22 protein-coding genes are annotated in these 23,400 nt (G+C 66.6%); 10 read left to right on the forward strand and 12 right to left on the reverse strand.

The features are described 5' to 3' along the window. Positions 1–8: 8 nt before the first annotated feature. Both OVA31_RS17895 and OVA31_RS17900 read left to right on the forward strand, forming a co-directional pair. Positions 9–497: a hypothetical protein gene (locus OVA31_RS17895; RefSeq protein WP_267627957.1), complete on the forward strand. Its 489-nt coding sequence runs from the start codon at positions 9–11 to the stop codon at positions 495–497. A 5-nt stretch (positions 498–502) separates the two neighbouring features. Beyond that, positions 503–1,171 carry a lipase family protein gene (locus tag OVA31_RS17900; protein ID WP_267631590.1) on the forward strand — a complete coding sequence of 223 codons (669 nt, stop codon included), beginning with the start codon at positions 503–505 and terminating at the stop codon, positions 1,169–1,171. Between the two features lie 77 nt (positions 1,172–1,248). Here OVA31_RS17900 and OVA31_RS17905 read toward each other — a convergent pair whose 3' ends face one another. Together OVA31_RS17905 and OVA31_RS17910 are read right to left on the reverse strand one after the other, a co-directional pair. After that, positions 1,249–1,695: an endonuclease domain-containing protein gene (locus OVA31_RS17905; RefSeq protein ID WP_267627958.1), complete on the reverse strand. Its 447-nt coding sequence runs from the start codon at positions 1,693–1,695 to the stop codon at positions 1,249–1,251. A gap of 616 nt (positions 1,696–2,311) precedes the next feature. Beyond that, positions 2,312–3,520 carry an IS30 family transposase gene (locus tag OVA31_RS17910; RefSeq protein ID WP_267627959.1) on the reverse strand — a complete coding sequence of 403 codons (1,209 nt, stop codon included), beginning with the start codon at positions 3,518–3,520 and terminating at the stop codon, positions 2,312–2,314. Between the two features lie 155 nt (positions 3,521–3,675). Here OVA31_RS17910 and OVA31_RS17915 point away from each other — a divergent pair, with 155 nt between their 5' ends. Then, positions 3,676–5,478 (forward strand): ABC-F family ATP-binding cassette domain-containing protein, encoded by a 1,803-nt coding sequence (locus tag OVA31_RS17915; protein ID WP_267627960.1) that lies wholly within the window; start codon positions 3,676–3,678, stop codon positions 5,476–5,478. Continuing rightward, on the forward strand, positions 5,478–6,266 hold the full coding sequence (locus OVA31_RS17920) for an aldose 1-epimerase (RefSeq protein WP_267627961.1): 789 nt from the start codon (positions 5,478–5,480) through the stop codon (positions 6,264–6,266). Before OVA31_RS17915 ends, OVA31_RS17920 begins: the two co-directional genes overlap by 1 nt. 9 nt (positions 6,267–6,275) lie before the next feature. Here the strand turns inward: OVA31_RS17920 and galK are convergent, their stop codons facing one another. The 3 genes from galK to OVA31_RS17935 are packed head-to-tail and all read right to left on the reverse strand — an operon-like array spanning position 6,276 to position 9,297. Further along, a complete protein-coding gene (gene galK / locus OVA31_RS17925) occupies positions 6,276–7,349 on the reverse strand; it encodes a galactokinase (RefSeq protein WP_267627962.1) in 1,074 nt (357 codons plus the stop codon). Between the two features lie 5 nt (positions 7,350–7,354). Continuing rightward, positions 7,355–8,506, reverse strand: coding sequence for a galactose-1-phosphate uridylyltransferase (gene galT / locus OVA31_RS17930; protein WP_267627963.1), 1,152 nt, complete (start codon positions 8,504–8,506; stop codon positions 7,355–7,357). After that, on the reverse strand, positions 8,503–9,297 hold the full coding sequence (locus OVA31_RS17935; protein ID WP_267627964.1) for a DeoR/GlpR family DNA-binding transcription regulator: 795 nt from the start codon (positions 9,295–9,297) through the stop codon (positions 8,503–8,505). Before OVA31_RS17935 ends, galT begins: the two co-directional genes overlap by 4 nt. A 122-nt stretch (positions 9,298–9,419) precedes the next feature. Between OVA31_RS17935 and OVA31_RS17940 the strand changes: the two genes are divergently transcribed. Both OVA31_RS17940 and OVA31_RS17945 read left to right on the forward strand, forming a co-directional pair. Beyond that, positions 9,420–11,123, forward strand: coding sequence for a sodium:solute symporter family protein (locus tag OVA31_RS17940; protein ID WP_267627965.1), 1,704 nt, complete (start codon positions 9,420–9,422; stop codon positions 11,121–11,123). 24 nt (positions 11,124–11,147) lie between these two features. After that, on the forward strand, positions 11,148–11,411 hold the full coding sequence (locus OVA31_RS17945) for a hypothetical protein (RefSeq protein WP_267627966.1): 264 nt from the start codon (positions 11,148–11,150) through the stop codon (positions 11,409–11,411). A 58-nt stretch (positions 11,412–11,469) separates the two neighbouring features. Here OVA31_RS17945 and OVA31_RS17950 read toward each other — a convergent pair whose 3' ends face one another. From OVA31_RS17950 to OVA31_RS17960, 3 genes are all read right to left on the reverse strand, one after another. Beyond that, positions 11,470–12,312 (reverse strand): SGNH/GDSL hydrolase family protein, encoded by an 843-nt coding sequence (locus OVA31_RS17950; protein WP_267627967.1) that lies wholly within the window; start codon positions 12,310–12,312, stop codon positions 11,470–11,472. 158 nt (positions 12,313–12,470) lie between these two features. Continuing rightward, a complete protein-coding gene (locus OVA31_RS17955; RefSeq protein ID WP_267627968.1) occupies positions 12,471–13,205 on the reverse strand; it encodes an alpha/beta fold hydrolase in 735 nt (244 codons plus the stop codon). A gap of 67 nt (positions 13,206–13,272) precedes the next feature. After that, positions 13,273–14,826 carry an ABC-F family ATP-binding cassette domain-containing protein gene (locus tag OVA31_RS17960; protein ID WP_267627969.1) on the reverse strand — a complete coding sequence of 518 codons (1,554 nt, stop codon included), beginning with the start codon at positions 14,824–14,826 and terminating at the stop codon, positions 13,273–13,275. Between the two features lie 234 nt (positions 14,827–15,060). Here OVA31_RS17960 and OVA31_RS17965 point away from each other — a divergent pair, with 234 nt between their 5' ends. Then, complete coding sequence (locus tag OVA31_RS17965) at positions 15,061–16,065, forward strand: enoyl-CoA hydratase/isomerase family protein (RefSeq protein WP_267627970.1); 1,005 nt, start codon at positions 15,061–15,063, stop codon at positions 16,063–16,065. Positions 16,066–16,074: 9 nt separating this feature from the next. Here OVA31_RS17965 and OVA31_RS17970 read toward each other — a convergent pair whose 3' ends face one another. Then, entirely contained in the window at positions 16,075–16,863 is a 789-nt protein-coding gene (locus OVA31_RS17970) for a hypothetical protein (protein ID WP_267627971.1), read from the reverse strand. Between the two features lie 4 nt (positions 16,864–16,867). Continuing rightward, positions 16,868–18,475 carry a peptide chain release factor 3 gene (locus tag OVA31_RS17975; protein ID WP_267627972.1) on the reverse strand — a complete coding sequence of 536 codons (1,608 nt, stop codon included), beginning with the start codon at positions 18,473–18,475 and terminating at the stop codon, positions 16,868–16,870. Positions 18,476–18,602: 127 nt separating this feature from the next. On the opposite strand from OVA31_RS17975, the gene OVA31_RS17980 reads away from it, so the two are divergent. Continuing rightward, complete coding sequence (locus tag OVA31_RS17980; RefSeq protein ID WP_324290124.1) at positions 18,603–19,580, forward strand: type IV toxin-antitoxin system AbiEi family antitoxin domain-containing protein; 978 nt, start codon at positions 18,603–18,605, stop codon at positions 19,578–19,580. Here the strand turns inward: OVA31_RS17980 and OVA31_RS17985 are convergent. Beyond that, on the reverse strand, positions 19,535–20,551 hold the full coding sequence (locus OVA31_RS17985; RefSeq protein WP_267627974.1) for a beta-ketoacyl-ACP synthase III: 1,017 nt from the start codon (positions 20,549–20,551) through the stop codon (positions 19,535–19,537). The genes OVA31_RS17980 and OVA31_RS17985 overlap by 46 nt on opposite strands. 52 nt (positions 20,552–20,603) lie before the next feature. Continuing rightward, the gene (locus OVA31_RS17990; RefSeq protein ID WP_267627975.1) at positions 20,604–21,272 is read right to left on the reverse strand and encodes a PadR family transcriptional regulator; all 669 of its coding nucleotides are present in this window, start codon (positions 21,270–21,272) and stop codon (positions 20,604–20,606) included. Positions 21,273–21,498: 226 nt separating this feature from the next. Between OVA31_RS17990 and OVA31_RS17995 the strand changes: the two genes are divergently transcribed. Both OVA31_RS17995 and OVA31_RS18000 read left to right on the forward strand, forming a co-directional pair. After that, a complete protein-coding gene (locus tag OVA31_RS17995) occupies positions 21,499–22,536 on the forward strand; it encodes an ATP-binding cassette domain-containing protein (protein WP_267627976.1) in 1,038 nt (345 codons plus the stop codon). After that, positions 22,533–23,294 (forward strand): ABC transporter permease, encoded by a 762-nt coding sequence (locus OVA31_RS18000; RefSeq protein ID WP_267627977.1) that lies wholly within the window; start codon positions 22,533–22,535, stop codon positions 23,292–23,294. Before OVA31_RS17995 ends, OVA31_RS18000 begins: the two co-directional genes overlap by 4 nt. The last annotated feature ends 106 nt before the right edge of the window (positions 23,295–23,400 follow it).

The following is a 23,400-nucleotide window of genomic DNA, read 5'->3' on the forward strand; positions in this document are numbered from 1 at the left end:
TCCCAGTCGTGCGAGCACACAAGAGAGCCGGTCGGACGCTGGCGGCGGCGGTCATGGTGGTCTCGATCGTCGCGACGATGATCGTCGGAACAGCGTCGGCCGCGCCGGCTCCGGGTGCGCGGATCGGTTCGGTGCTCCAGGATTCCGCGCTGTCGTCGGGGCAGTTGCCGAGCGGTGCGGCACGCGGACATCGGCTGTTGTACGTCACACGCGATCAGCATGGGAAGCCGGTCAGCAGCACGGGCGCCCTGTATCTACCCGGCGGGCGCCCGCCTGCCGGGGGTTGGCCCGTCTTCTCCTGGGCGCACGGCACCAGCGGCATCTCCGACAACTGCTCGCCCAGCGTGTCGTCGGGGGCGCGGCGCGACACGCTGGAGCCGACGATCAGCAAAGCTCTCCGGTCGGGTTATGCGGTGACCGCCACCGACTATCCCGGTGTGGGTAGCGGGGGAGTCGCGGAGTACCCCTCGGCGGCCGCGCCGAGGGGTACTCGGTGATCGACATGATCCGCGCCTCCCGGGCAGTGGACCCGTCGGTGTCGCGAAGGTGGGTGTCAAGCGGCCATTCGCAGGGTGGACACTCGGCGCTCTGGGCCGCACAGCTGGCACCGCGGTACGCGCCGGATCTGCCGTTGCTCGGCACCGTCGCCTTTGCGCCGGCGTCGAACATCGAAGGCGTCGTACCACTGATGGCGCCGGGGGTCGGTGACCTCGGCAGGTTCAACGCCTTCAGCGGACTGATCCTCTACATCTTGTCCGGACTCGACCACGCACGGCCCGATCTGCACGTCACGGGATATCTGACGCAGGCGGGACGGACGTGGCTCGGACGGGCGCAGCACATGTGTGTGGGTGAACTCGGCAAGGCTCTCGTCGGTGTCCCGCCCGGCACTCTGGTGGCCAAGCCGTTCACCGATCCGACGTTCACCGCTGCGCTCGCCGACTATCTCGCGGTGCCACCCGGTGGTTATCGCACTCCTGTGCGGATCGAGCACGGCGTGTCCGACACCACCGTCCCGTTTCCGCTCAGTCTCGCCCTGACATCGCAGATGCGTTCGGCCGGAACGGATGTGACACTCATCCCGTATCCCGGTGTCAACCACATGCAGGTGGTGACGGCAGGCATCCCGGATGCGTTCCGGACGATCAACGGATATTTCGGCCGGTCGTAGGCGAGTCTCCACCCGCCGATCGTGCGCAGTTTCCCGTCGATCGTGCACGAATTCCCGTCGATTGTGCACCCCAGCCGTCAGAAGTAGGCCCCGCGCGATCGGAGTGCTGTCTCGATCTCGTTGACGACGCTCCAGGGCCTGGTCCGTAGGCGTTCGGCATCGACCCTGATGATGATCCACCCGAGTTCCCGGAGTCTGGCATCCCGTGCGGCATCGTGGGCACGCTGTTCCGGGGATGAGTGAAAGTCCACACCGTCGAACTCGATGCCGATCTTGGGTACCCCGTAGCCGAGGTCCAAGCGTGCAAAGACGTGCTCGTTCTCGTCCGCCACCTCTATCTGGGTTTCGGGAGTGGGGAGGTCGGCCCGGATGATGACCAGGCGGACCCAGCTCTCGGGCGGCGACTCCGCCTTGCCGTCGATCAGCGGGATCAGTCCCCGTAGTTGACGGATGCCGCGCCGGCCATCCCGGCCGTCGGCGTAGGCGGGCGAGCTCGTCCAGTGAGAACCCGGTGGCCCGGGCAAGGTCGTCGAGATGGCCGAGCGCGCGCCAGTCGGGTGGGATTCGGCCCAGGTCGAACGCAGTACGGACCGGTGACGTGACCGCGATGTCATCGATCGTGGTGACGTCGGAGGGCTCGAGATCGGTTCGATGACTGTGGCTGCCCCGGCCCCGTCTGCCCGATCCGGACCGGTGTCGAATGAGCTGAACAACGAAATCCTCGTCGTACCAGCGACTTCCGTGCATGATTGCCGCTGCCGTGCCGCCGACGACGGGATTCCCGTCCGCGCTGCGAGCCGTGACCCGAATACGCTCGCACGCGGTCAGGATCGCAGATCTCTCGAGGTAGTGGTCACCATGGAGGCAGGTGAACGCGGCGTCGAACTGTTCGGCCGACATCCCGCTGCGTTCGAGCGCGGCGCGGCGGCGTAGTAGGCGCTTGTCTTCGCTGATCTGTTTCTGCATAGAGGTTCGACGCAGCGCGCGCCGAATCGGTTGCACCGTCCGCCTGATGTCCGGAACCCGTGGGCAACGCGCACGATGGGCGGGAATCTGTGCCCGCTCGACGAGGAACTGTGCCCGCTCGGCGAGGAACTGTGCACGATGGGCGAGGGCGGATTCCAGCGGTCGTCGCAACACCTATGGCTGGTTGTGGGAGGCTAGCAGGTCGGTGAAGGCTTCGGCTGGGGTGCGAAATCCCAGGGCTGCGCGTGGCCGGTTGTTGAGTGCGGTCGCGATCTGGTTGAGGTGGTCGCTGCTGTGGACGGACAGGTCGGTCCCTTTCGGGAAGTACTGCCGGAGAAGGCCGTTGGTGTTCTCATTGGTGCCACGCTGCCACGGCGAGTGCGGGTCACAGAACCACACTTGCAGATTGTGATCGACCGCGATGTTGGTGTGTACGCCACGCATCTCTGACCCCTGATCCCAGGTGATCGACCGCCGCAGATGGGCGGGTAGATCACCGATCCCGATGGCCAGTGCGGTGCGCAGGTCCTGCCCGGTCCGAGTCGTGGGCAGGTGGAGCAGGATCGTGAATCGGGTAGTGCGCTCGACCAGGGTGCCGATCTGCGAGTGCCCCTCGCGGCCCAGAATGCAATCACCTTCCCAGTCGCCAGGAACCGCCCGATCCTCGACCGCGGCCGGGCGGTTAGCGATCAGCAACTCCCGCGGCACGATGGTCGACCCCGTCCGGGCCGTCCGCGGCTTACGCACGCTACGCCCCGACCTCAATGATGCTGTGACCTGCTGTTTCATCTCACCGCGAGGAAAAACGAACAACGTTCGATAGATCGCCTCAGGACTGATACGCATCCTCACATCATCCGCGAACTCCGTTACCAGCCGAGCACTGATCTGTGCCGGGGACCAATGCTCGAGGCCACTGAGCTTGTCCCAGACATAGGCGCGCAGCACATCGTTGGACTCGAGCTTGCGCAGCTTAGGTCTGGCCCGTCGATGCTGCGCTCGCCGCTGGGCATAGCCCGCGGCGTAGGTGCGATGCTGCGGCCGATTCCGCCGTAACTCGCGGCTGATCGTCGACGGAGCCCGCGCCAGATCACGCGCGATCTGGCGCACCGAAAGTCCCACAGCGTTCTTATTCGCAATCAGGTCACGCTCATCAGCCGACAGATACCGCGACTGCGGCCCCGACCCATGCTCATCACACGCGGCCGGCCTGCTCACAGTAGGAATCACCCCACCATGCTTGGCCATCAACTTATGCCCCAACCGCACCGAGATCCCCGCGTGTCGCGCCGCGGCCGCCGTGCTCATCCCACCCGCCCGCCCCTGCCAGAACTCCCACACCGGCAACGCCGGCATCGACTGCCCACGCTTCAACCGCCCCATCACAACTCCCTTCACTCAGGGTGTTGCGACGATCCCTTGAGGCCATCGAGGAACTGTGCCCGCTCGGCGAGGAACTGTGCACGATGGGCGGGGGGCGGTGGGCTCGAGGGGCCGCACCGAGGGGTGCCCGACGACCCGTTGCTAGGGTCTACAGAGTGGCACCTTCGAACCCGTCTGCGCTGATCAACGCGGACCGCATCAGCAAGAGTTTCGGCATCAAACCCTTGCTCGAATCCGTGTCCCTCGGGGTTCACGAAGGCCAGCGGATCGGTGTCGTCGGCCTCAACGGCGGCGGTAAGACGACCCTTCTCGAGATCCTGGGCGGCATCACCGAGCCCGACAGCGGTCGGGTGTCCCGGGCGGGCGACGTCCGGGTGTCGACGGTGACCCAGCGTGGCGAACTGCCTGCGGGTGCGACCGTCGCCGAAGTCGTGGTCGGCGGGCCGGAGGTGGCGGTTCACGAGTGGGCAGGTGACCCGCGAATCCGTGGCATCCTCAATGGCATCGGTATCGATGGTCTGCTGGATGCGCGGGTCGACGAACTCTCCGGTGGACAGCGACGACGTGTCGGGCTCGCAACGGCTCTGGTGTCCGAGTCGGATCTGCTGATCCTCGACGAGCCGACCAACCATCTCGACGTCGAGGGCGTGCAGTGGCTGGCCGACCACCTCGTCGCCCGCCGGAGCGCGCTGATCGTCGTCACGCACGACCGGTGGTTCCTGGACACGGTCGCGACTCGCACCTGGGAGGTCCACTCCGGGCGCGTCGACGAGTACGAGGGTGGCTACAACGACTGGATCTTCGCCCGCGCCGAGCGCACCCGGCTCGCCGACACGATGGAGGAGCGTCGTCGCAATCTGGCACGCAAGGAACTGGCCTGGCTGCGCCGCGGCCCGCCGGCCCGGACCTCCAAGCCGCGCTACCGGATCGAGGCCGCCGAGAAGCTGATCGCCGACGTCCCGCCGCCGCGCGACAGCGTGTCGCTGTCCGCCTTCGCCAAACGCCGCCTGGGCCGGGTGGTCGTCGAACTCGAAGACGCTCGGGTGGCGACGCCCGCGGGCGACGTGCTGCTCGACGACCTGACCTGGCGGTTGACGCCCGGCGAACGCGTCGGCCTCGTCGGCGTCAACGGCTCCGGCAAGACGACCCTGTTGCGCGCCCTCGCCGGCGAGATCGACGTCGCCCCGGGGCGTCGCAAAGAGGGCACGACGGTCTCGATCGGCTGGCTGCGGCAGGAACTCGACGATCTCGACGAGGATCAACGCGTACTCGACGCGGTTGAGGCAGTGGCGACGCGGATCATGCTGGGGGACAAGGAGATCTCCGCGAGTCAGCTTGCCGAGCGCCTCGGCTTCACCCCGGCGCGCCAGCGCACGCCTGTCGGCGACCTGTCGGGCGGCGAACGCCGACGGCTGCAGATGACCCGGGTACTGATGGCCGAACCCAACGTGTTGTTGCTCGACGAGCCGACCAACGATCTCGACATCGACACCCTGCAGCAACTCGAGGATCTCCTCGACGGCTGGGCGGGCACGCTGGTGGTGATCAGTCACGACCGGTACCTGATCGAACGGATCTGCGACAGCACCTGGGCTCTGTTCGGCGATGGGAACCTGACCAACCTGCCGGGCGGCATCGAGCAATATCTGCAGCGACGACGTGAGATCACCTCCGCCGCACCGCGTCGCACGTCCATGTCGAGCGTATCGACCGCCGCACCCGCACCCGCCCCCGCGATCAGTGCTTCTGAACATCGGGACGCGCGTAAGGCGATGAATCGGCTGGAACGCCAGATCCAGCAGCTGGACACGCGCGAGAGGCGCCTGCACGACCAATTGCTCGATGCAGCAACCGATCCCGAGAAGCTGATGGAACTCAACGCGGAACTGAAAGACGTCGTGGAGGCCAAGGAGACCGCGGAGGCGGAGTGGCTCGAGGTCGCCGAAAAGGTCGAGTGATGGTCGCCGGCGGAGAACTACTGCTACGGACATCCGGCGCCGAAGCGCGGGTCAACCCACAAGGTGGACGACTCACCTCCCTGCGTATCGCGGAGGTCGAGCTCCTCCAGCAGGGCGAGCCGTACGGATGCTTCCCGATGGCCCCGTGGTGTGGACGCATGCGGGGCGGCATCCTCGACTTCGACGGCAGGCGTCATCAATTCGAACTCAACGATCCGCCGCATGCCCTCCACGGGCTCGCACGCGACCACCGGTGGGAGACCGAAGCGTCCGGCACGGATCATGCGACACTGACTCGACGCCTGGACCCGCACTGGCCGTTCGAGGCGACCGTCACCCAGGATTTCGCACTCGAACCCGGTGAATTGACGATGCGGTTACGGGTTTCGTCGGCAGACGCGCCCTTTCCCGCGCAGGCGGGCTGGCACCCGTGGTTCCGTCGCTACCCGATGTCCGGCAACTCCGCGCCTCTGGCAGTGGATTTCGCGCCAGCCTGGCAGGAAGAGCGCGGTCCCGACTACCTTCCGACCGGCACACGGCTGGCGCCGCAGCCGCCACCGTGGGACGACTGCTTCGGTATGCCCTCGGGCGTCGACGTCGCCCTGGAATGGCCCGACCTCCTGCGTCTGCGGATACGCAGCGACGCGGAATGGGTGGTGATCTTCGACCATCGACCGTTCGCGATCTGTGTGGAACCGCAATCCGGGCCGCCCGACGGCCTGAACACGATGCCCCGGGTGGTGGCACCGGGACGCGATCTGGTGGTCACCACGCGCTGGACGTGGTGAGGGCCCGGGTCAGATCAGGTGTGCGCCACGGCCCGGTCGCACCCGACGAACCGTCGGGGCGGGATGTCCGGCGGCGGTGATCGCCGCGGGCAGGTCGGCGCAGATCCGTTCCGCTGCGTCGGCGGGTGCCAATGCGATCACGGATCCGCCGAATCCACCGCCCGTCATCCGCGCGCCGTGGGCGCCGAACTGCTGCGCGGTGACCGCGATGAGGTCGATGTGGGGAGTCGTGATCTCGAAGTCGTCGCGCATCGAGTCGTGTGAGGCATTCATGAGTTCGCCGACCGCAGCGAAGTCCGCGGCCCGCAAGGCGGACGCGGCCGCGAGGACCCGCGCATTCTCGGTCAGGATGTGGCGTGCGCGAACCCGGTTCAGCCCTTCTGGCAGACCTTTCCACGCATCGTCGGCCGCCTCACGCAGCGATGCGACGCCGAGTTCGGCTGCTGCGGCCTCGCACGACGTACGCCTCGCCGCATACTCGCCTGCGGCGTGCCGGTGGGGTGCATGGGAGTCGATCACCAGCAGTTGTGCGGAATCGTCGACCGGCATCGGCACCGGCTCCACCTCGAGCGATCGGAAGTCGATGAGCAGGGCGGTGTCCTGTTGGCCGAACAAACTCGACAGCTGATCGAGCAGACCGGTCGGTGCTCCCACGTAGTCGTTCTCCGCGTGTTGCGCGAGCCGAGCCAGCTCGTGTCGGGACAGATCCAGGTCTGCGGTGATCGCCAGCAGCACTGCACATTCGAGCGCGGCAGACGACGACAGTCCGGCGCCGACCGGAACCGTGGATTCGACGTGGAGACGTCCGCCCGCCACCTCGTGGCCGGCGGTCCGGAGGGCCCAGACGCAACCGGCGATGTATGCGCCCCAACCGGTTACGTCGCCCGGCGCGGTCGTGGGACCGATGGTGGCGACACCGGACTCGTCACCCGATTCCGCGACGATCGTTCCGGCACCGGTGTCGGGGGCGAAGTCGGCTGTGGTGCCGAGGTCCAGGGCGATCGGCAACGCGAATCCGAGGTTGTAGTCAGTGTGTTCGCCGATCAGGTTCACCCGCCCCGGGGCGTAACTCTGTATTCGCATGTTGCTCACGTCATTGCCCCACGCAGGTCGGCGGCGACGTCCTCGGGTGTCTTGTCGGTGACGAATGCGTCGCGCCCCGATTCGGAACCGGCCAGGTACTTGAGCTTGTCGGCGCTGCGGCGCACGGAGAACAACTCGGCGTGGAGGTAGCCTTCGGCCGCATCCGCCCGGTATTGGTGCCACGACGCGATGTAGGGCAACGGCTGGCCGTAGAGCGCGTCGTAGGCCCGCAGCACCGTGAGGTACACGCGTGCCAGATCGTCGGCCTCGTCGTCGGTGAGTTCGGAGAGCCGGCGGACGTGCCGCAACGGATAGATGTGGACCTCGGCGGGCCAGCGGGCGGCGAACGGCACGAACGCCGCGGTATGGGCGGTCTGGACGAGAATCCTTTCCCCGCTGTTCAGTTCGCCGGCAAGGATCGATTCGAACAGGTCCGTCCCCGTCTGGTCGCGGTGTGTCGACGCGGCGCGCAGCATGGTCTCGGTCCGGTGTGTGCGGAACGGATACGCATAGATCTGACCGTGCGGATGTGTGAGGGTCACCCCGATCTCCTCGCCCCGGTTCTCGAAGCAGAAGACCTCTTCGACGCCGTCGCGCGCGAGCAGATCGTCGGTGCGCTGGGACCAGACGTCCACCACCAGCCGGGCACGCTCGGGCGTGAGTCCGGAAAACGAACCCTCGTGGTCGCTGCTGAAGCACACCACCTCACAGCGGCCGTGACCCGGCGCCTCGACCGTCAGATCGCCGGGCCGATCCGGGAGCCGGAACCCGCTGCCGGCATGTGCCGCCGCCAGCGAGGGGAAACGATTCTCGAACACCACCACGTCGTAGTCGTCGGCGGGCACCTCGCTGGAACGTCCGGAGGGATCCGGGCAGAGCGGGCACATCCGTCGCGGCGGTTTGTAGGTCCGCTCCTGCCGCGCGGGAGCGATCATCACCCAGTCGCCGATCTGCGGGTCGCGTCGGATGCGGGTGGCCGAATCATCAGGGCGCGCTGGTAGATCGCGATGGTCGACGCCTGGAACCGGCGGGTTCTCGGCGGTCGAGAAGAACAGGATCTGCCGGTCGTCGGCGAGGGTCGCCTGCTGCGGCGTCGGCAGCGGGCGCCCGATCCCGTCCTGGTTCGCACGATCTCCGGTCACGTCATCTGGGGTCATCGAGGTATTCCTTCGGCGATGGTGAGCACGACGATGTCGGCGAGTTCGCTGCGTGCCGTGGCGGGCAGGCCGTCGTCGGTCACCAGTCGGTTGATACGCCCGAACTCGGCGAACAGGTGCGCGCCGATCTCGCCGTACTTGGTGTGGTCGGCGAGCACGACCGTCGACCGCGCGGTGGTCAGGAGCTTTCGATTGGTCTCGGCCTCACCGAGATTGGGGGTGGTGAAACCCGCGGACGGGTCGATGCCGTGGGTTCCGACAAAGGCCCGGTCGGTCCGGTAGTGCTCCAGTGCGGCATTGGCGATCGGCCCGACGAGGGCATCCGATGGTGTGCGCTGTCCACCGGTGAGCTGGACACTCGCGGCGTCGAGATAGGAGTCCGAGGGGTCGGTCAGCAACTCGAAGATCGAGACCGAGTTCGTCACCACGGAGATGTCGCGGCCGCGGAGCAATCGGGCCAGTTCCAGCGTGGTGGTACCGGCGCCGATCGCGACGGTCATACCGTCCTCGATCAGCGGTAGTGCGGCCAGCGCGATGGCGCGCTTGGCATCCGGTTCGCGAGTCGCCTTGAGCGACGACGGCGGTTCGAGTCCTCGTCCGGTGAGGTCGCCGTCTGTCCGCACAGCGCCGCCGTGGACCTTGCTCAGTTCCCCGTCGCTCTCGAGGTGGTCGAGATCCCGTCGGATGGTCATCTCGGAAACACCCAGTTCAACGGCGAGGTCGGTGACCCGCACCGCACCTCGGGAGACCACGGCAGCCAGCACGTGTCCCCGTCGCTCCGCTGCAAGCATGGCGAGATACTAGCAGGAACGCACTAAAACGAACATCTAGTCACAATTCCGCACCGGTGTGGTGTTATCTTCTGTTAGTTTCTGACAGTCATCGACATGCCGAGCGCAACAAGGGGGTTGCCGTGCACCTGGCATCCGACTCCATTCTCCGGTTGAACACCGGGTGGATGGACTACGTCCTCATCGCCATCTACTTCGCTTTCGTTCTGGGGATCGGGTATCTCGCCCGCAGCCAGATCGCCACCAGCATGGACTTCTTCCTGTCCGGCCGACGGTTGCCCGCCTGGGTGACCGGTATCGCGTTCGTCTCGGCGAACCTCGGCGCGGTCGAGATCATGGGCATGTCCGCCAACGGCGCCCAGATCGGTCTGGCGACCATGCACTACTACTGGATCGGCGCTGTGCCGGCGATGGTCTTCCTCGGCCTCGTGATGATGCCGTTCTACTACGGCTCCAAGGTCCGCAGCGTCCCCGAGTTCATGCGCCGCCGGTTCGGTACCGGCGCGCACCTGGTCAACGCGCTCAGCTTCGCGGTCGCCCAGGTGCTCATCGCCGGCGTCAACCTGTTCCTGCTGGCGACCGTCATCAACGCAGTACTCGGTTGGCCGCAATGGATCTCGCTCATCGTCGCGGCTGCGGTGGTGCTCACCTACACCGCACTGGGCGGGTTGTCGGCGGCCATCTACAACGAGGTCCTGCAGTTCTTCGTGATCCTCGCCGCGCTGGTTCCGCTCACCGTCATCGGCCTGATCAAGGTCGGAGGCTGGAGCGGCCTCAAGGACAAGGTGATCGACACCCACGCGTCCGACGGAACGGTGACCGCCACGGTCCACGAGCAGTTGTCGTCGTGGCCGGGACAGGCACTCAGTGGGTTCTCCTCGCCGGTCTGGTCGGTCGTCGGCATCGTCTTCGGCCTGGGGTTCGTGTTGTCGTTCGGCTACTGGACGACCAACTTCGTCGAGGTCCAGCGGGCCATGGCCTCCGACTCGATGTCGGCCGCGCGGCGCGCTCCGATCATCGGTGCCATCCCGAAGATGTTCATCCCGTTCGTGGTGGTCGTCCCCGGCATGATCTGCGCCGCGGCGATCGGCGACATGATCCACCTCAAGAACACCGGATCGGGCAACGGGATCACCTACAACGACGCCATGTTGCTCATGATGCGCGACATCTTGCCGAACGGATTGCTGGGCGTCGCGGTCGCGGGCCTCATCGCATCGTTCATGGCGGGTATGGCGGCCAACGTGTCCGCCTTCAACACGGTCTTCAGCTACGACATCTGGCAGCAGTACGTGGTGAAGAACCGCGAGGACCGCTACTACATCACGGTCGGACGGGTCGCGACGGTCGCAGCGGTGTTGCTGGCGATCGGAACGGCAACCATCGCCTCGGGCTACTCCAACCTGATGGACTACCTCCAGACGCTCTTCGGGTTCTTCAATGCGCCATTGTTCGCCACCTTCATCCTCGGCATGTTCTGGAAACGGATGACCCCGACCGCAGGTTGGGTGGGTCTCGTCAGCGGCACATCGGCCGCGGTCGTGGTGTTCATCCTGCAGGAGACGGGCGTGATCGACCTGCCGGGGCAGGGCATGCCGTTCGTGGCAGCATCGATGGCCTTCATCGTCGACATCCTCGTCTCGGTGGTGGTCTCGTTGGTGACACGTCCGAAGCCAGAGTCCGAGCTGAAGGGCTTCGTGTACTCATTGACCGACAAGTCGACGCTGACGGGCGACGACAGCTCGACACCATGGCTCGCGCGGCCGGTGCCGCTCGGCGCCGTGGTGATCGGCCTCGTCATCATCCTCAACATCGTCTTCCACTGACCGAACAGACCAGGAGCGTTCATCATGAGCGACAAGAAGACCCGAACCGTCGCGCGGCTGTTCGACATCCGCAACATCGTCGGTGCCCTGATGGGGATCTACGGTGTCATCCTGTTGATCGCCGGATTCGTGCCATCGAGTGCGGAGGCCGGCGCGGGTTCGACACAGCGCTCGACCGATCCGATCGACATGTCGGTGGGCAGCGGCGCCAACCTCTGGGTGGGTGCGATCCTGCTCGTCGTCGCCCTCATCTTCATCGGATGGGCGGCGTGGCGACCGCGTTCGTGACGCAGGACAACTGACAATTCCGATGTCGGGCCCGGTTCATCGGGCCCGACATCGGCGGTCAGCGCCGGATCGCCCCGTTCACCATCGCCGCGATGGCGATCGCGCCTGCCTGGTTGATGTGGTACGGGTACGCGATCCGGTTGGACATCGCGCTCTCGTACCACGGGGTGATCACGTTGCACGGATCATGGCCGGCGGACAGCCGATTGGCGTCCACGAAGGTGCCGTCGACCTTGGCGGCGGCCCGGCGTAGCGCATCACCCGCACGGTTGAAGACCTGATTCATCCACCGGACGTCGGGGTCACTGATGGGCACCATCGGCCAGCAGCCGTGGTTCCCCATGAACCCGCCGATACCGACGACGATGATCTGGGCGCGCGGGGCCTGCCTGCGGATCGCCCGCAGGGCGGGGGTCACGCGATTCTCCATCCGGGCAATACGCCAGCGGGCCTCACCGTTGAGCCGGGTGCGGCAGAACCGGTCGGTGAGCGGTGCTGTGGTGCACTTGCCGACGAGCGCGCCCCAGCGCATGTCGTTGCCGCCGATGCTCACGCTCACCACCTGGGCGTCCCGTGGGACCATCCGCACCTGCGGTGGCTTGTAGCCGGCGTTCGTCCGTTGCCCGGCCGTGTAGAGGTTCGGTGCCTGGGCACCCGCGCATGACGTGTCGACGAAGTGCCGGGGCAGCGCCAGCAGCGCGACGATCGCCGGGTAATTGGCCGCAGAGCGTTTGCATCCGAGGAAGTAGTCGGGCGTCGGGGTGAAGAAGCCGCCCGACGCCCGGGAATCACCCATCGCCACGTAGGTCCCATTGGTGTACCGGACGGGTGTCGTATCCGGTGCGGCCTGAGCGGATGGTGCCGCCACCAGGCTGGTCAAGGCGACGACAGCCGCCGCCATGGAGATCAGAATTGCAGGACCACCACGAAATACACGCCGACTCACCAGCACACCTCACAACGACAATTTGCTCTCTTCGATGCCCACCACCGCAGGTCATCAGGGATTGTATGCGAGGTCACACAGATCGGGTGCGGCAAGAGCAAACCTCGGCGTTCTCAGGCTGTCCGAATCGGATCACACCGGTGGGCGAAACCGTCGATGAGCGAAGCCGTCCGTTCTGGCTGGATCAGCGGGAACAGATGGGCGGCACGGGGGATGATCCGCAGCTCAGCGCGGTCCGAGACAGCTCTGAATCGTTGTTCGTGGATGCGGAACTGGTCCCAGCCGCCATTGATGAACTCGATCGGACCGGGGTACCGGGCGACCTCGGCGAGCGCATCGAATCTCGACAACTCGCCGACCACGTCGCGGATCGAATGAAGCGCCAGACCACCCGCCTCCATGTCCTCGGCGACCCGCGTGCCGACGGCGACCCGGGTGAGTCCCTTGCTGATCACGGCCGCCTGGCGTGGGAGGAATCCGGTCGCCGCGCCGAATGCCCGGAACGGTGCGGCGAGAAGCCGACTCGGCTGCGTCGTCGCGCACATGGCGACCAGGCCTGCGACTGCCGCCGGGTGCCTGCCGGCCACGGCCATCGAGACGTACCCGCCCAGTGACATCCCGGCCACCACCGCCGGTTCCCCGAGGTCGCGCACCGCGTCCAATACTGCCGCGACGGCATCGTCGATCGTGAAGGTCTCGGCGGATCGGGTGCCGTGACCGGGCAGATCAGGGGTGACGACCGGTCGGTCGGTGATCTCCGCCGCGATCCGGTGGAGTGCGGCACCACTGACCCGGAGGCCGTGGACGAGGACGACGGGAACGGGCGACACCTCACGCGATGGGCTCATCGGGAGCCAGTATGCCCGCCACCGGTCGCCATGTCGCGGCCAGACGGCTCGACATTTGCCTTCCTGATCAGGTCGCGGGCACCTCGACCGTGCGGTCGATCGCGACGGCGTCGAGGAAGCCGGCGTCGTGCGAGACCACCAGCAGCGCACCCGACCACTCCCGGATCGCGTCGACCAGTTCCTCGGTGGTGTCGATGTCGAGATTGTTGGTCGGCTCGTCGAGGATGAGGAGCTTGGGGGTCGGGTCCGCGATCAACGCCGTGGCCAGCGCGACGCGGAGTCGTTCTCCGCCCGAGAGTTCGCGCAGCGCCCGGTCGGCGCGGGCACCCCGGAACAGGAAACGTGCGAGGTGTGCGCGGACCTCCTGGACGGGGATGTCGGGGTGGGCGTCGGTGACCGCCTGGGCGATGGATTTACGGTCGTCGTCGAACGCGATCCGCTGTGGCACATAGGCATACGGCACCACCACATGGCCGGTCGCGATGAGGTCGGAGATCAAGGTGGTCTTCCCGGACCCGTTGCGTCCGGTCAATGCGATGCGCTCGGGTCCGTCGATCCGCAACCGCTCGTCGTCGATCACCTGTGCGCGCGAGGAGATCTCGACCAGTGGCATGGTGATTCGTGCCGTGCGGTCGTCGCGGATCCCGTCGCGTGCCGCGTCGAGTCGGGTGGTCGCCGCGGACACATCGTCGCGATGTGCGTTGCGCAGCTTGCCCGCCGACACCTGGGCCGCGTCGCGACGGAGGTGGGCGATGATCTTCGGCACCCGCTTCTCCCGTTCGGCGGTGGCCGCGGTGCGAGCCCGTCGATCGAGCTTGATCTGCGCCTCCACCATCTCGCGACGCTGTTTGCGTACGTCGTTGGCGGCGGTCGCGACCGCCGCCTCGGCGGACTCCTGCTCGGCGTCGAGGGTTTCCCGGTACAGCGAGTACGGACCACCGAAGAGCCTGATACCTCCCCGGTACAGCTCGAGTGTGGCATCCATGCGCTCGAGGAGCTCGAGATCGTGGCTGACCACAACGACCGTTCCCGAGAATCTGTCGATCACGTCGAACAGCCTTGTGCGCGATGCGCTGTCGAGATTGTTCGTCGGCTCGTCGAGGAGTAGTACCGCCGGGCGGCGGATCAGCTGTGCGACGAACGCCAGGAGAGTGGCCTCGCCCCCGGAGAGCGCTCCGATCCTCCGGTCGAGATCCGTCGGCAGACCGAGCGCCGACAACTGGCCGACCGCCCGGTCCTCGACATCCCAATCGTCGCCGACGGTGCCGAAGTCCTGCTCGTCGACCGACCCGCCTTCGATCCGCCGCAGGGCGGAACGGATCTCGTCGATGCCCAGGACGGTGGCGACCGAGAGGTCGGGGTCGTCGTAGGGATGCTGGCCGACCATGCCGACGTCGCCGCGGACCGAGACACTGCCGCGCTGTGGGGTCAGCTCCCCGGAGATGAGACGCAACAGGGTGCTCTTGCCTGCACCGTTGGCGCCAACCAGCGAATAAACCGCGTCGGAGACGCTCAACGAGATCTGGTCGAAGACGGCGGTGCCGTCGGGCCACGCGAATGCCACGTCGGACAGGGTGATCGAGGGGTGCGGCGCAGTGCCGGACATTGAGGATGCAGTCATGAGGGGACTCCTGAGGTGGTGGGCGATGGCCTGCCGATGCCAGAGCACGGCGGCGGTTTCGGGCCTACCTCAGATGTTCATGACTGAGACATCACTCCTCGGGTCGTAGGGTGTCGGCGTGCCGACGTCGCCGTCCACGGTAGCGCGATGGGGCCGTCCTTGCCAACCGCATTTCCGTCGCCCCGCCGACGTCCCGCGACGATCACGGCTCGGCGAGGCAGCTACCGTGGCCCCATGTCGTTCATTCGGACCTCGGTCGTCAACGGTGTCGGTGAGGTCATCCTCGACCGGCCCAAAGCCCTCAACGCCCTGGATCAGACCATGATCGACGACATGCACCGCGTGCTCACCGAATGGGAGGACGACGACGGGATCGAAACGGTGCTCGTGACCTCCGCCGGCGATCGTGCCTTCTGCGCCGGCGGCGACATCCGGGCGATCCGCGAACACGCGGTCGCGGGGGAGCACGATGCGGTCACGCAGTACTTCGCCGCCGAGTACCGGCTCGACCAGCTGGTGGCGAATTACGCGAAGCCGTATGTGGCGGTCATCGACGGGGCGGCCATGGGCGGTGGCCTCGGGATCAGCGTGCACGGTGAGGTGCGGGTGGTGAGCGAGAAGGCGGTGATCGCCATGCCGGAGACCGCGATCGGGTTCTTCCCCGACATCGGCGCGACGTACTTCTTGCCCCGCCTGCCAGAAGGGGTCGGGATGTGGCTGGGGATGACCGGTGCTCGGATCCGCGGCGCCGACGCGGTGGAGATCGGCCTGGCCACCCATTTCGTCGAGTCCGCCGACCTCGGCGAGGTCACCGACCGACTACGTGACGGGGAGCCGCTCGTCGAGGTCCTCGCCGGCCATCACGATCGTCCGGCGCCCGAGATCCCGTTGCGCAAGGTGGGCGAGTACTTCGCCGACGAGAACGTCTCGGCGATCATCGGAGGTCTCAAGGGCGCTGTCGGCGACGAATGGGCAACCGAGATGGTCGATCTGATCGAGCAGGCGTCCCCGACCAGCCTGTGGGTCACCGCAGCGATGATCGAGGCCGGCTCACGATCCACTCTCGACGAGTGCTTCGACCGGGAACTCCATGCCGCCGAACAGATCACCCGGACCGGCGACTTCGCCGAAGGTGTGCGAGCGGTTCTCGTGGACAAGGACCGGCGGCCCGAGTTCGCGCCGGGTTCGGTCGACGACGTCGACCCGGATGTGGTGGCGCGCATCGTCGGGGTGGTGTGACCGGCCCTGTCACGGTGTCAGTTCGAACCATCCGGACAGGGTGACGCCGGTCGGTGAGCCGATCGCGGTGGGCGTCGTCGATGAGGTGGCGGTGCTCGGTGATGCCGGCGTCGATTCGTCGGCGTCATAGGTGACGTCGTCGTCGGGCGCGAACGGGTTGGCGTCGTTGCGCGTGGCCCGCTGACAGGTGAATGACGCGGCTGCGCGTCGGGACGACATCGCGGTGATCTTCAGCGGGCACGAGTTCGAGTGGTAGTAGGCGCCGTCCACGGAGACGCCGACTGCGGCGTTGATCGGTTTCGACAACGGTCCCACGGTCGGCCGGGTGGAGCCGATCGGGGGCAGCACGCCGCCGGTGAGGTCGCTGGCCAGGAACTCGAGCTGTGCGCCGTCGGTGCCAGGTCCCTTGAACACGAACAGCAGGGTGTCGGGCGGCACTTCCGGGCGCGGATTACCCCACTTGCTGAACCCGAGACACTCGGTGTCGCCGTCGCCCACCTCGGCCGACGCCGGGGCGCCCGCGGGGTTGTCCCGATCGGTGGCGGGGGAGTCGACCATCGCCACTCGTAGTGCGCCGGAACGGAAGTCGAGGTCGGCCCCGGTACGGTCGATCCGACCGGATTCCGGCGTCTCAGTGCATTCGGCGGCGTCCAGATGGGCAGACGCGGTAGGAGTGGGCGATGCCGACGAGGAGGTCGGTGTGTCCTGGCCGTCGCCGGTGCCGCAGGCGGCGATGACGGACACGGTCGCCGTGGCCGCGAGCCACCAGGCGGTGCGGCGGGCCGTCGGGGTCACCACGGAATCAGTCCGCTGCTGCGACAAGTGGTTCGAGCGTGAGGTCGGGGTGCTCCTTCTCGATGTACTGCAGTCGCCACTTGTCGCTGAACAGCGCCAGGAGTGCACCGTCGCTGCGGGTGAAGACCTCGACGCCGCGTTGCCTGCCGAGTTCGGCCGCGCTGTCGGCATCGGTACGTCGCGCCAGGCTGTAACCGAGCGGCTCGATCGTGGTGGCGACGTTGAACTCCGACTTCATCCGTGCCGTGACCACCTCGAACTGCATCGGGCCGACGGCAGCGAGGACCGGGGAGGCGTCGCCACGCAGATCGTTGCGCAAGACCTGCACCACGCCCTCGCTGTCGAGCTGGTCCATCGCCTTACGGAACTGCTTGTACTTGTCGGCGGTGTTCACCCGGAGCGCCGAGAAGTGTTCCGGCGCAAAGGACGGTATCGGCGGGAACTGGACCCGGGGATCAATGAACAGGGTGTCGCCGGGCGCGAGGGCCGTAGCGTTGACGAGACCGACCACATCGCCGGGGTAGGCCTGGTCCACGGTCGACCGATCGCGGCCGAAGACCGCCTGGGCATACTTGGTGGCGAACGGTTTTCCGGTCTGCGCGTGGGTCACCACCATTCCACGTTCGAACTCGCCGGAGACGATCCGCATGTACGCCAGGCGATCCCGATGACTCGCGTCCATCCCGGCCTGCACCTTGAAGACGACTGCACTGAACGGTTCGGTGACGTCACGCACGGTGCCGTCGACGTCCGCGCGCCCGGTCGGCGGGGGTGCGAGTTCGACCAGCGTCTCGAGCAGCTGGCGCACACCGAAATTGAGCATCGCCGACGCGAAGATCATCGGTGATGTCTGACCGGCGAGGAACATCTCCTGATCGTGGTCCTGGCCCATCTCGGTGAGCAGTTCGCTCTCCTCGAGGGCGGTGGTCCACTCGTCGCCCTCCCGGGCGGCCGCGTCGTCGGCGCCCATGATCTCCTCGGGGGCCACCTTCGCGCCGCCGGCAGTGCGGGTGAAGCGGATGTACTCGCCGGTGCGGCGGTCGAGGAGGCCGCGGAAGTCTCCTGCGATGCCCACCGGGAAGTGCAGCGGTGTCGGCGTGAGGCCGATGCGCTCGGTGATCTCGTCGATCAGCTCGAGCGGTGTCTGGCCCGGACGATCCCACTTGTTGATGACGGTGATGACCGGGATGCCCCGGTGGCGGCACACCTGGAACAGCTTGAGCGTCTGTGGCTCGAGTCCCTTCGCTGCGTCGATGAGCATCACGGCGGCATCGACGGCGGTGAGGACCCGATAGGTGTCCTCGGAGAAGTCGGCGTGACCCGGGGTGTCGACCAGGTTGATCACGTTGGGCAGGTCGTCGAGGCCGTGCTCGCCGACGAAATTGAACTGCAATGCGGTGGAGCTGACCGAGATGCCGCGGGCCTTCTCCATCTCCATCCAGTCGGAGACCGTGGACTTGCGGCCCGCCTTCCCGTGGATGGCGCCGGCCTCGCTGATCATCCGGGCGTGCAGGGCCAGCGCCTCGGTCATCGTCGACTTGCCCGCGTCCGGATGCGAGATGATCGCGAAGGTGCGACGACGGCTCGCTTCGCGGGCGACGGCTTCAGAACTCACTCGAGAAGGCTACCGTTCGGGCGCTGGCCAGGCCAAAATGCGCCAAAAGTTGCCGCTTGGTTCGCTCCACGGACCAAGCGGCAACCTGAGTGGGTTGATGGAACGGCCGCTACGCCGTGTGCGTCGAATGTGTGTGAATCCAACACGTGCAGTTCGGCGTCACCTGGCCGATCGAGATGGTGTCATCACCCTGAGGGAAGCGCTCGGATGCGGGTTGAGCCGTGCGGCGGTGAAGCGCAAGGTGGCCTCGGGCGAGTGGGCGCGTGAAGCGACCGGCGTATATCGGGCTGCCGACCATTCGCGGACGCCGCGCGCTCGTGTTCGGATCGCCGTCGCATCTGTCGGCACACGTGCAATTCTCTGCGGACCGATCGCCGCGTGGTGGCACGGCCTGGTCGACGACTTCCCGGAATCCATCACCGTCGCGTCGGAGACGAAAGGGCATCACCGCGGGGCGGTGGCGTGGGTGCGCATACGACATCGCAAGTACGACGCCGTCGATGTCGTCGAATCGGACGGCGTCAGGGTGACGGCGGTCCCGGTCACTGTTCTCGACACCGCCGCCGAAACCGGGAGGTCGCAGGCGGTCGACAACACATTGCTCCGTCGCCGCGTCAGCCTCGACGAACTTGCCGGCGCACATGCGAGGTATCCGAGGAGGGTGGGAGTGGCGTCCACCCGCCGACTCCTCGAAGCACTCGAATCAGGTGCGCGTTCGGAGGCCGAACGCGCGGCGGTGGCCGTATTCCGCAGCCGCGGTATATCCGGGTGGTGTGCGAACACGATGGTGTGCGGCTTTCTCGCCGACTTCGTCTTCGAGGCAGAGAAGGTGATCGTCGAGATGGATGGGTTCGCGTTCCATCGAGATGCCGAGGTCTTTCAGCGTGATAGGACGAAGCGCAACACCTGGCTGGCTGCGGGCTTCACGACGCTCAACTTCACGTGGGATGACATCACGACCCGACCCCACGACGTCGCAGCGCGCGTGACGGACTCGCTCGGCCAGAATTTGCCCTCAGGTCCGCTCAGCGGACCAAACGGCAACGTCAACCGACCGGATCACTCGAACGGAACGGGCGGCAGTTTGACGACCTGCGACGCATAGCTGAGCCCGGCTCCGTAACCGAGGAGCAGAGCCGTCTCGCCCGGCTTCGCGGCGCCGGTCGACAACAGTTCCTCCATCGCCAGCGGGATCGATGCCGCGGAGGTGTTGCCGGTGTGCTCGATGTCGTTGGCGACGACGGTACCTTCGCGCAGTTTCAGGTTCTTGGCGAGCAGGTCGTTGATGCGCGAGTTCGCCTGGTGCGGGACGAAGACGTCCAGATCTTCGGCGCCGACTTTCGCCGCGTCGAGGGCGCGCTGGGCGACCTTGCCCATCTCGAAGGCGGCCCACCGGAAGACGGCGGTGCCCTCCATGCGGAGGTACGGGCGATGGGTGCGGTCACTGTCGAGGAAGGTCACCCAGTCGATGTCCTGCCGGATCGCGTTGAACTGTGAACCGTCGCTGCCCCAGATCACCGGTCCGAGCTGCTGGTCCTCGGTCGGCCCCACGACGACGGCACCCGCGCCGTCGCCGAAGATGAAGCAGTTCGTGCGGTCGGTCATGTCCATCGTGATCGACAGCTGTTCGGCTCCGATGACGAGGACATGTGTTGCACTGCCGCCGCGGATCATGTCCGACGCCACGGCCATGCCGTAACCGAAGCCGGCGCAGCCGACCGTGATGTCGAAGGATGGGACGCCGTTGGCGCCGAGCTCGGTCGCGACCTTGGTGGCGCCTGCGGGGGTCAGCAAGAGGTGGGTGTTGGTCGCCAGGATCACGGCGTCGATGTCGGATCCCGAGAGCAGCGCATTGGCGATGGCCTTGCGCCCGGCGTTGACCGACATCTCCATCACGGTCTCGTCGCGCCGCGCAAAGCGTCGCGTCTTGATCCCGGTGCGGGTGTAGATCCACTCGTCGGAGGAGTCGATCTGCTCGCAGATCTCGTCGTTGGTGACCACCCGCTCGGGGCGGTACGCACCGATGCCGAGCATGCCGATGTTGTTGATCCCGGCAGTGTCTGCGATGACAGCCATTGAGTGTCCCTTTCACTATGTGACCCGCCATAGACGGTCTCACATCGGGGCCCTACTGGGAAGTAGCGTTGCGCGCGGGCTGCCGCTGCCCGATCATCTCGCGATATCGATCGCGGTCGGCGGTCATCTGGTGGCCGGGATCGTCGGCGGGTGGCGTCCAGCCCTCGGAGCTCAGGTCGAGCCGTCCCGATCGCAGATCCTCGACGACGTCGGTCAGCCAGAGCAACTCCGCCCGGGCCTCGGCACCCCACAGCTGTAATCCGCGGAGGGCGTGTGGCGGGACGTGCGGGTGGTCCTCGGCCCGGCTGTCGACGGGGAACTCGATCACTGCGGCGTCGAGAGCCCGGCGGCGACTCTCGAGGAGCTCGAGAGCCTTCTCCTGGCCGAGCATGGGCAACATCCCGAATGCGGCATGGAACTCGCGGCGGTCGAACACATTGACCGCGACGATCGCATCGGTCAGCAGTCGGTCGAACTCGGCGCGACCGGCCTCGGTGAGCTCGTAGACCGCGACGTCCCGCGCGCCGTCGGCGAGGTCGTGGCGGACGGCGAGGTGATCGGTCACGAGCCCGCCGAGGCCGTGATAGATCGAGCCGGGATTGACGTTGGCCCACTGGTCGACCTGCCAGGACATCAGTTCGCGCCGGATCTGATAGCCGTTCACCGGCTCGAAGAGGGCAACGGCACCCAGGAGCAGTAATCGAGTGGTCGTCGCTGCCATGCCCACGAGGGTAGGTCCAGATCCGCGCTCGTACCAGGACCGTTGTTGTCCTCGATTCGATGAATCCTCGAGGTGAGGCAAGTCAGCCTCTCTGAGCTGCGAGCGTCGGATCTCGCCGTTGACTTCCGACGTACAGATTGAGATAGTCGACACTGTTCAAACTTGAACAGTCGGAGATCCGAACGGTGGCGGCTCGGGAGTTCCGACGGACGCGAAGGGGACAGGCATGATCCATGCACGCGGGCTGGTGCAGACATTTCACACCGGCCGTGGAAAACAGAAGCGGGAGGTCCGCGCCGTCGACGGCGTCGACCTCGACATCGCGGAAGGGGAGGTCGTCGGCTTCCTCGGTCCGAACGGTGCAGGTAAGACGACCACACTCCGGATGCTGACCACGCTGTTGCGGCCCACGGCCGGTACGGCGACCGTCAACGGGTACGACGTCGTGAAGGACTCGGTCATGGTGCGGCGCAGCATCGGCTATGTCTCCCAGGCGGGCGGCACCTTCAGCCAGGCCCAGGCCGGCGACGAGGTGGTCGACCACGGGATGCTCTACGGGATGACGCGCTCCGCGGCAACGGCCCGCGGCAAGGCCTTGTTCGCGCAACTACAACTCGACGGCCTCTGGGATCGGATGCCCAAGAACATGTCCGGTGGACAGAAGCGTCGCCTCGACATCGTCATGGGCCTGGTCCACGATCCGACGCTGGTGTTCCTGGACGAGCCGACCACCGGTCTCGACCCGCAGGCACGGGCCAACCTCTGGGAGCACATCCGGCGACTGCGCTCGGACACCGGTGCCACGGTCTTCCTCACCACGCACTATCTCGACGAGGCCGACGAGCTGTCCGATCGGATCATCATCATCGACAACGGCCGCATCGTGGCTGCCGACACGGCCGACAATCTCAAGGCCACGGTGTCGGGTGATCTCGTCGATCTCGAACTCTCCGACGACGCGATGGTGGCCGTCTCCGCAGAGAAGCTCGGTGCCATCGGCAGCGATGTGGAAACCGACGGACGCCATGTGCGTGGCCGGGTCCGTCGCGCGGGTCGCGAGGTGCCGGGCCTGCTACGCGAGTTCGACGCCGCGGGCATCAACCTCGATTCGATCGAGGTGATCCGACCGACCCTCGACGACGTGTTCCTCACCCTCACCGGTCGTTCCCTCCGGGACGCCCAGGACGAACAGTCGGCCGACGATTCCGTTGTCGCCGAAGGATCTCCGGCCCACGAGCCGGCCCAAGGAGTCTCACAGTCATGACTTTTCTCCGCGAGAGCAACATCGTGTTCCGTCGTCAGATCCGGATGAACCTGCGCAACCCCGCGTGGGTCCTGATCGGCGTCATGCAACCGATCCTCTATCTGTTGCTGTTCGGTCCGCTGCTCACACCGTTGGTGAGTCAGTTCCCCGGCGGCGCCGACAACGCCTACACCTTCCTCGTTCCCGGACTTCTCGTTCAGCTGGGGATCTTCGGCGCGTTCTTTGCGGGGTTCAGCCTGATCGGCGAGTGGCGTGAAGGTGTCATCGAGGCCGAGCGTGTCACCCCGGCGAGTCGCACCGCGTTGCTGACGGGACGTCTGTGGCGCGATGTGCTCCAGCTGTTCGTACAGGCGGTCATCCTCGTCGTGCTCGGCCTGATCATGGGGATGCGCGGGTCGTTCGTCGGCATCGTCGTCGGCATCCTGATCACCATGATCGTCGGCGGCGCGTGCGCGGCCGCGTCGAATGCCCTGGCCCTCACCACCAAGAGCGAAGACGTGATGGCGCCGGTCATCAACATGGTGATGATGCCCGTGCTGCTGCTGTCGGGCATCCTGCTCCCGATGACCCTCGGGCCCACCTGGCTGCAGAAACTGAGCGACTTCATGCCGTTCAAGTGGGTCGTCGACGGCGTGCGTGATTCGTTCGCCGGCGACATCGCGACATCATCGGTCGCCTGGGGGCTGATCACCGCGATCATCCTGGGAGCACTCGGAACCTGGTGGGGGACTGCGGTGTTCCGCAAGGAGAACGCGTAGGGGCGCGAGATCTCGATAACGGCGCCTCGCTGCGCTCGGTGCCTACTCGATCAGCAGGAGTTACCGCTGGTTGAGTAGCCGCGCGAGCGCAGCGAGCCGGCGTATC

Origin of the sequence: Gordonia sp. SL306 (genome assembly GCF_026625785.1) — a bacterium.
In the GTDB taxonomy this organism is placed as follows: Bacteria; Actinomycetota; Actinomycetes; order Mycobacteriales; family Mycobacteriaceae; genus Gordonia.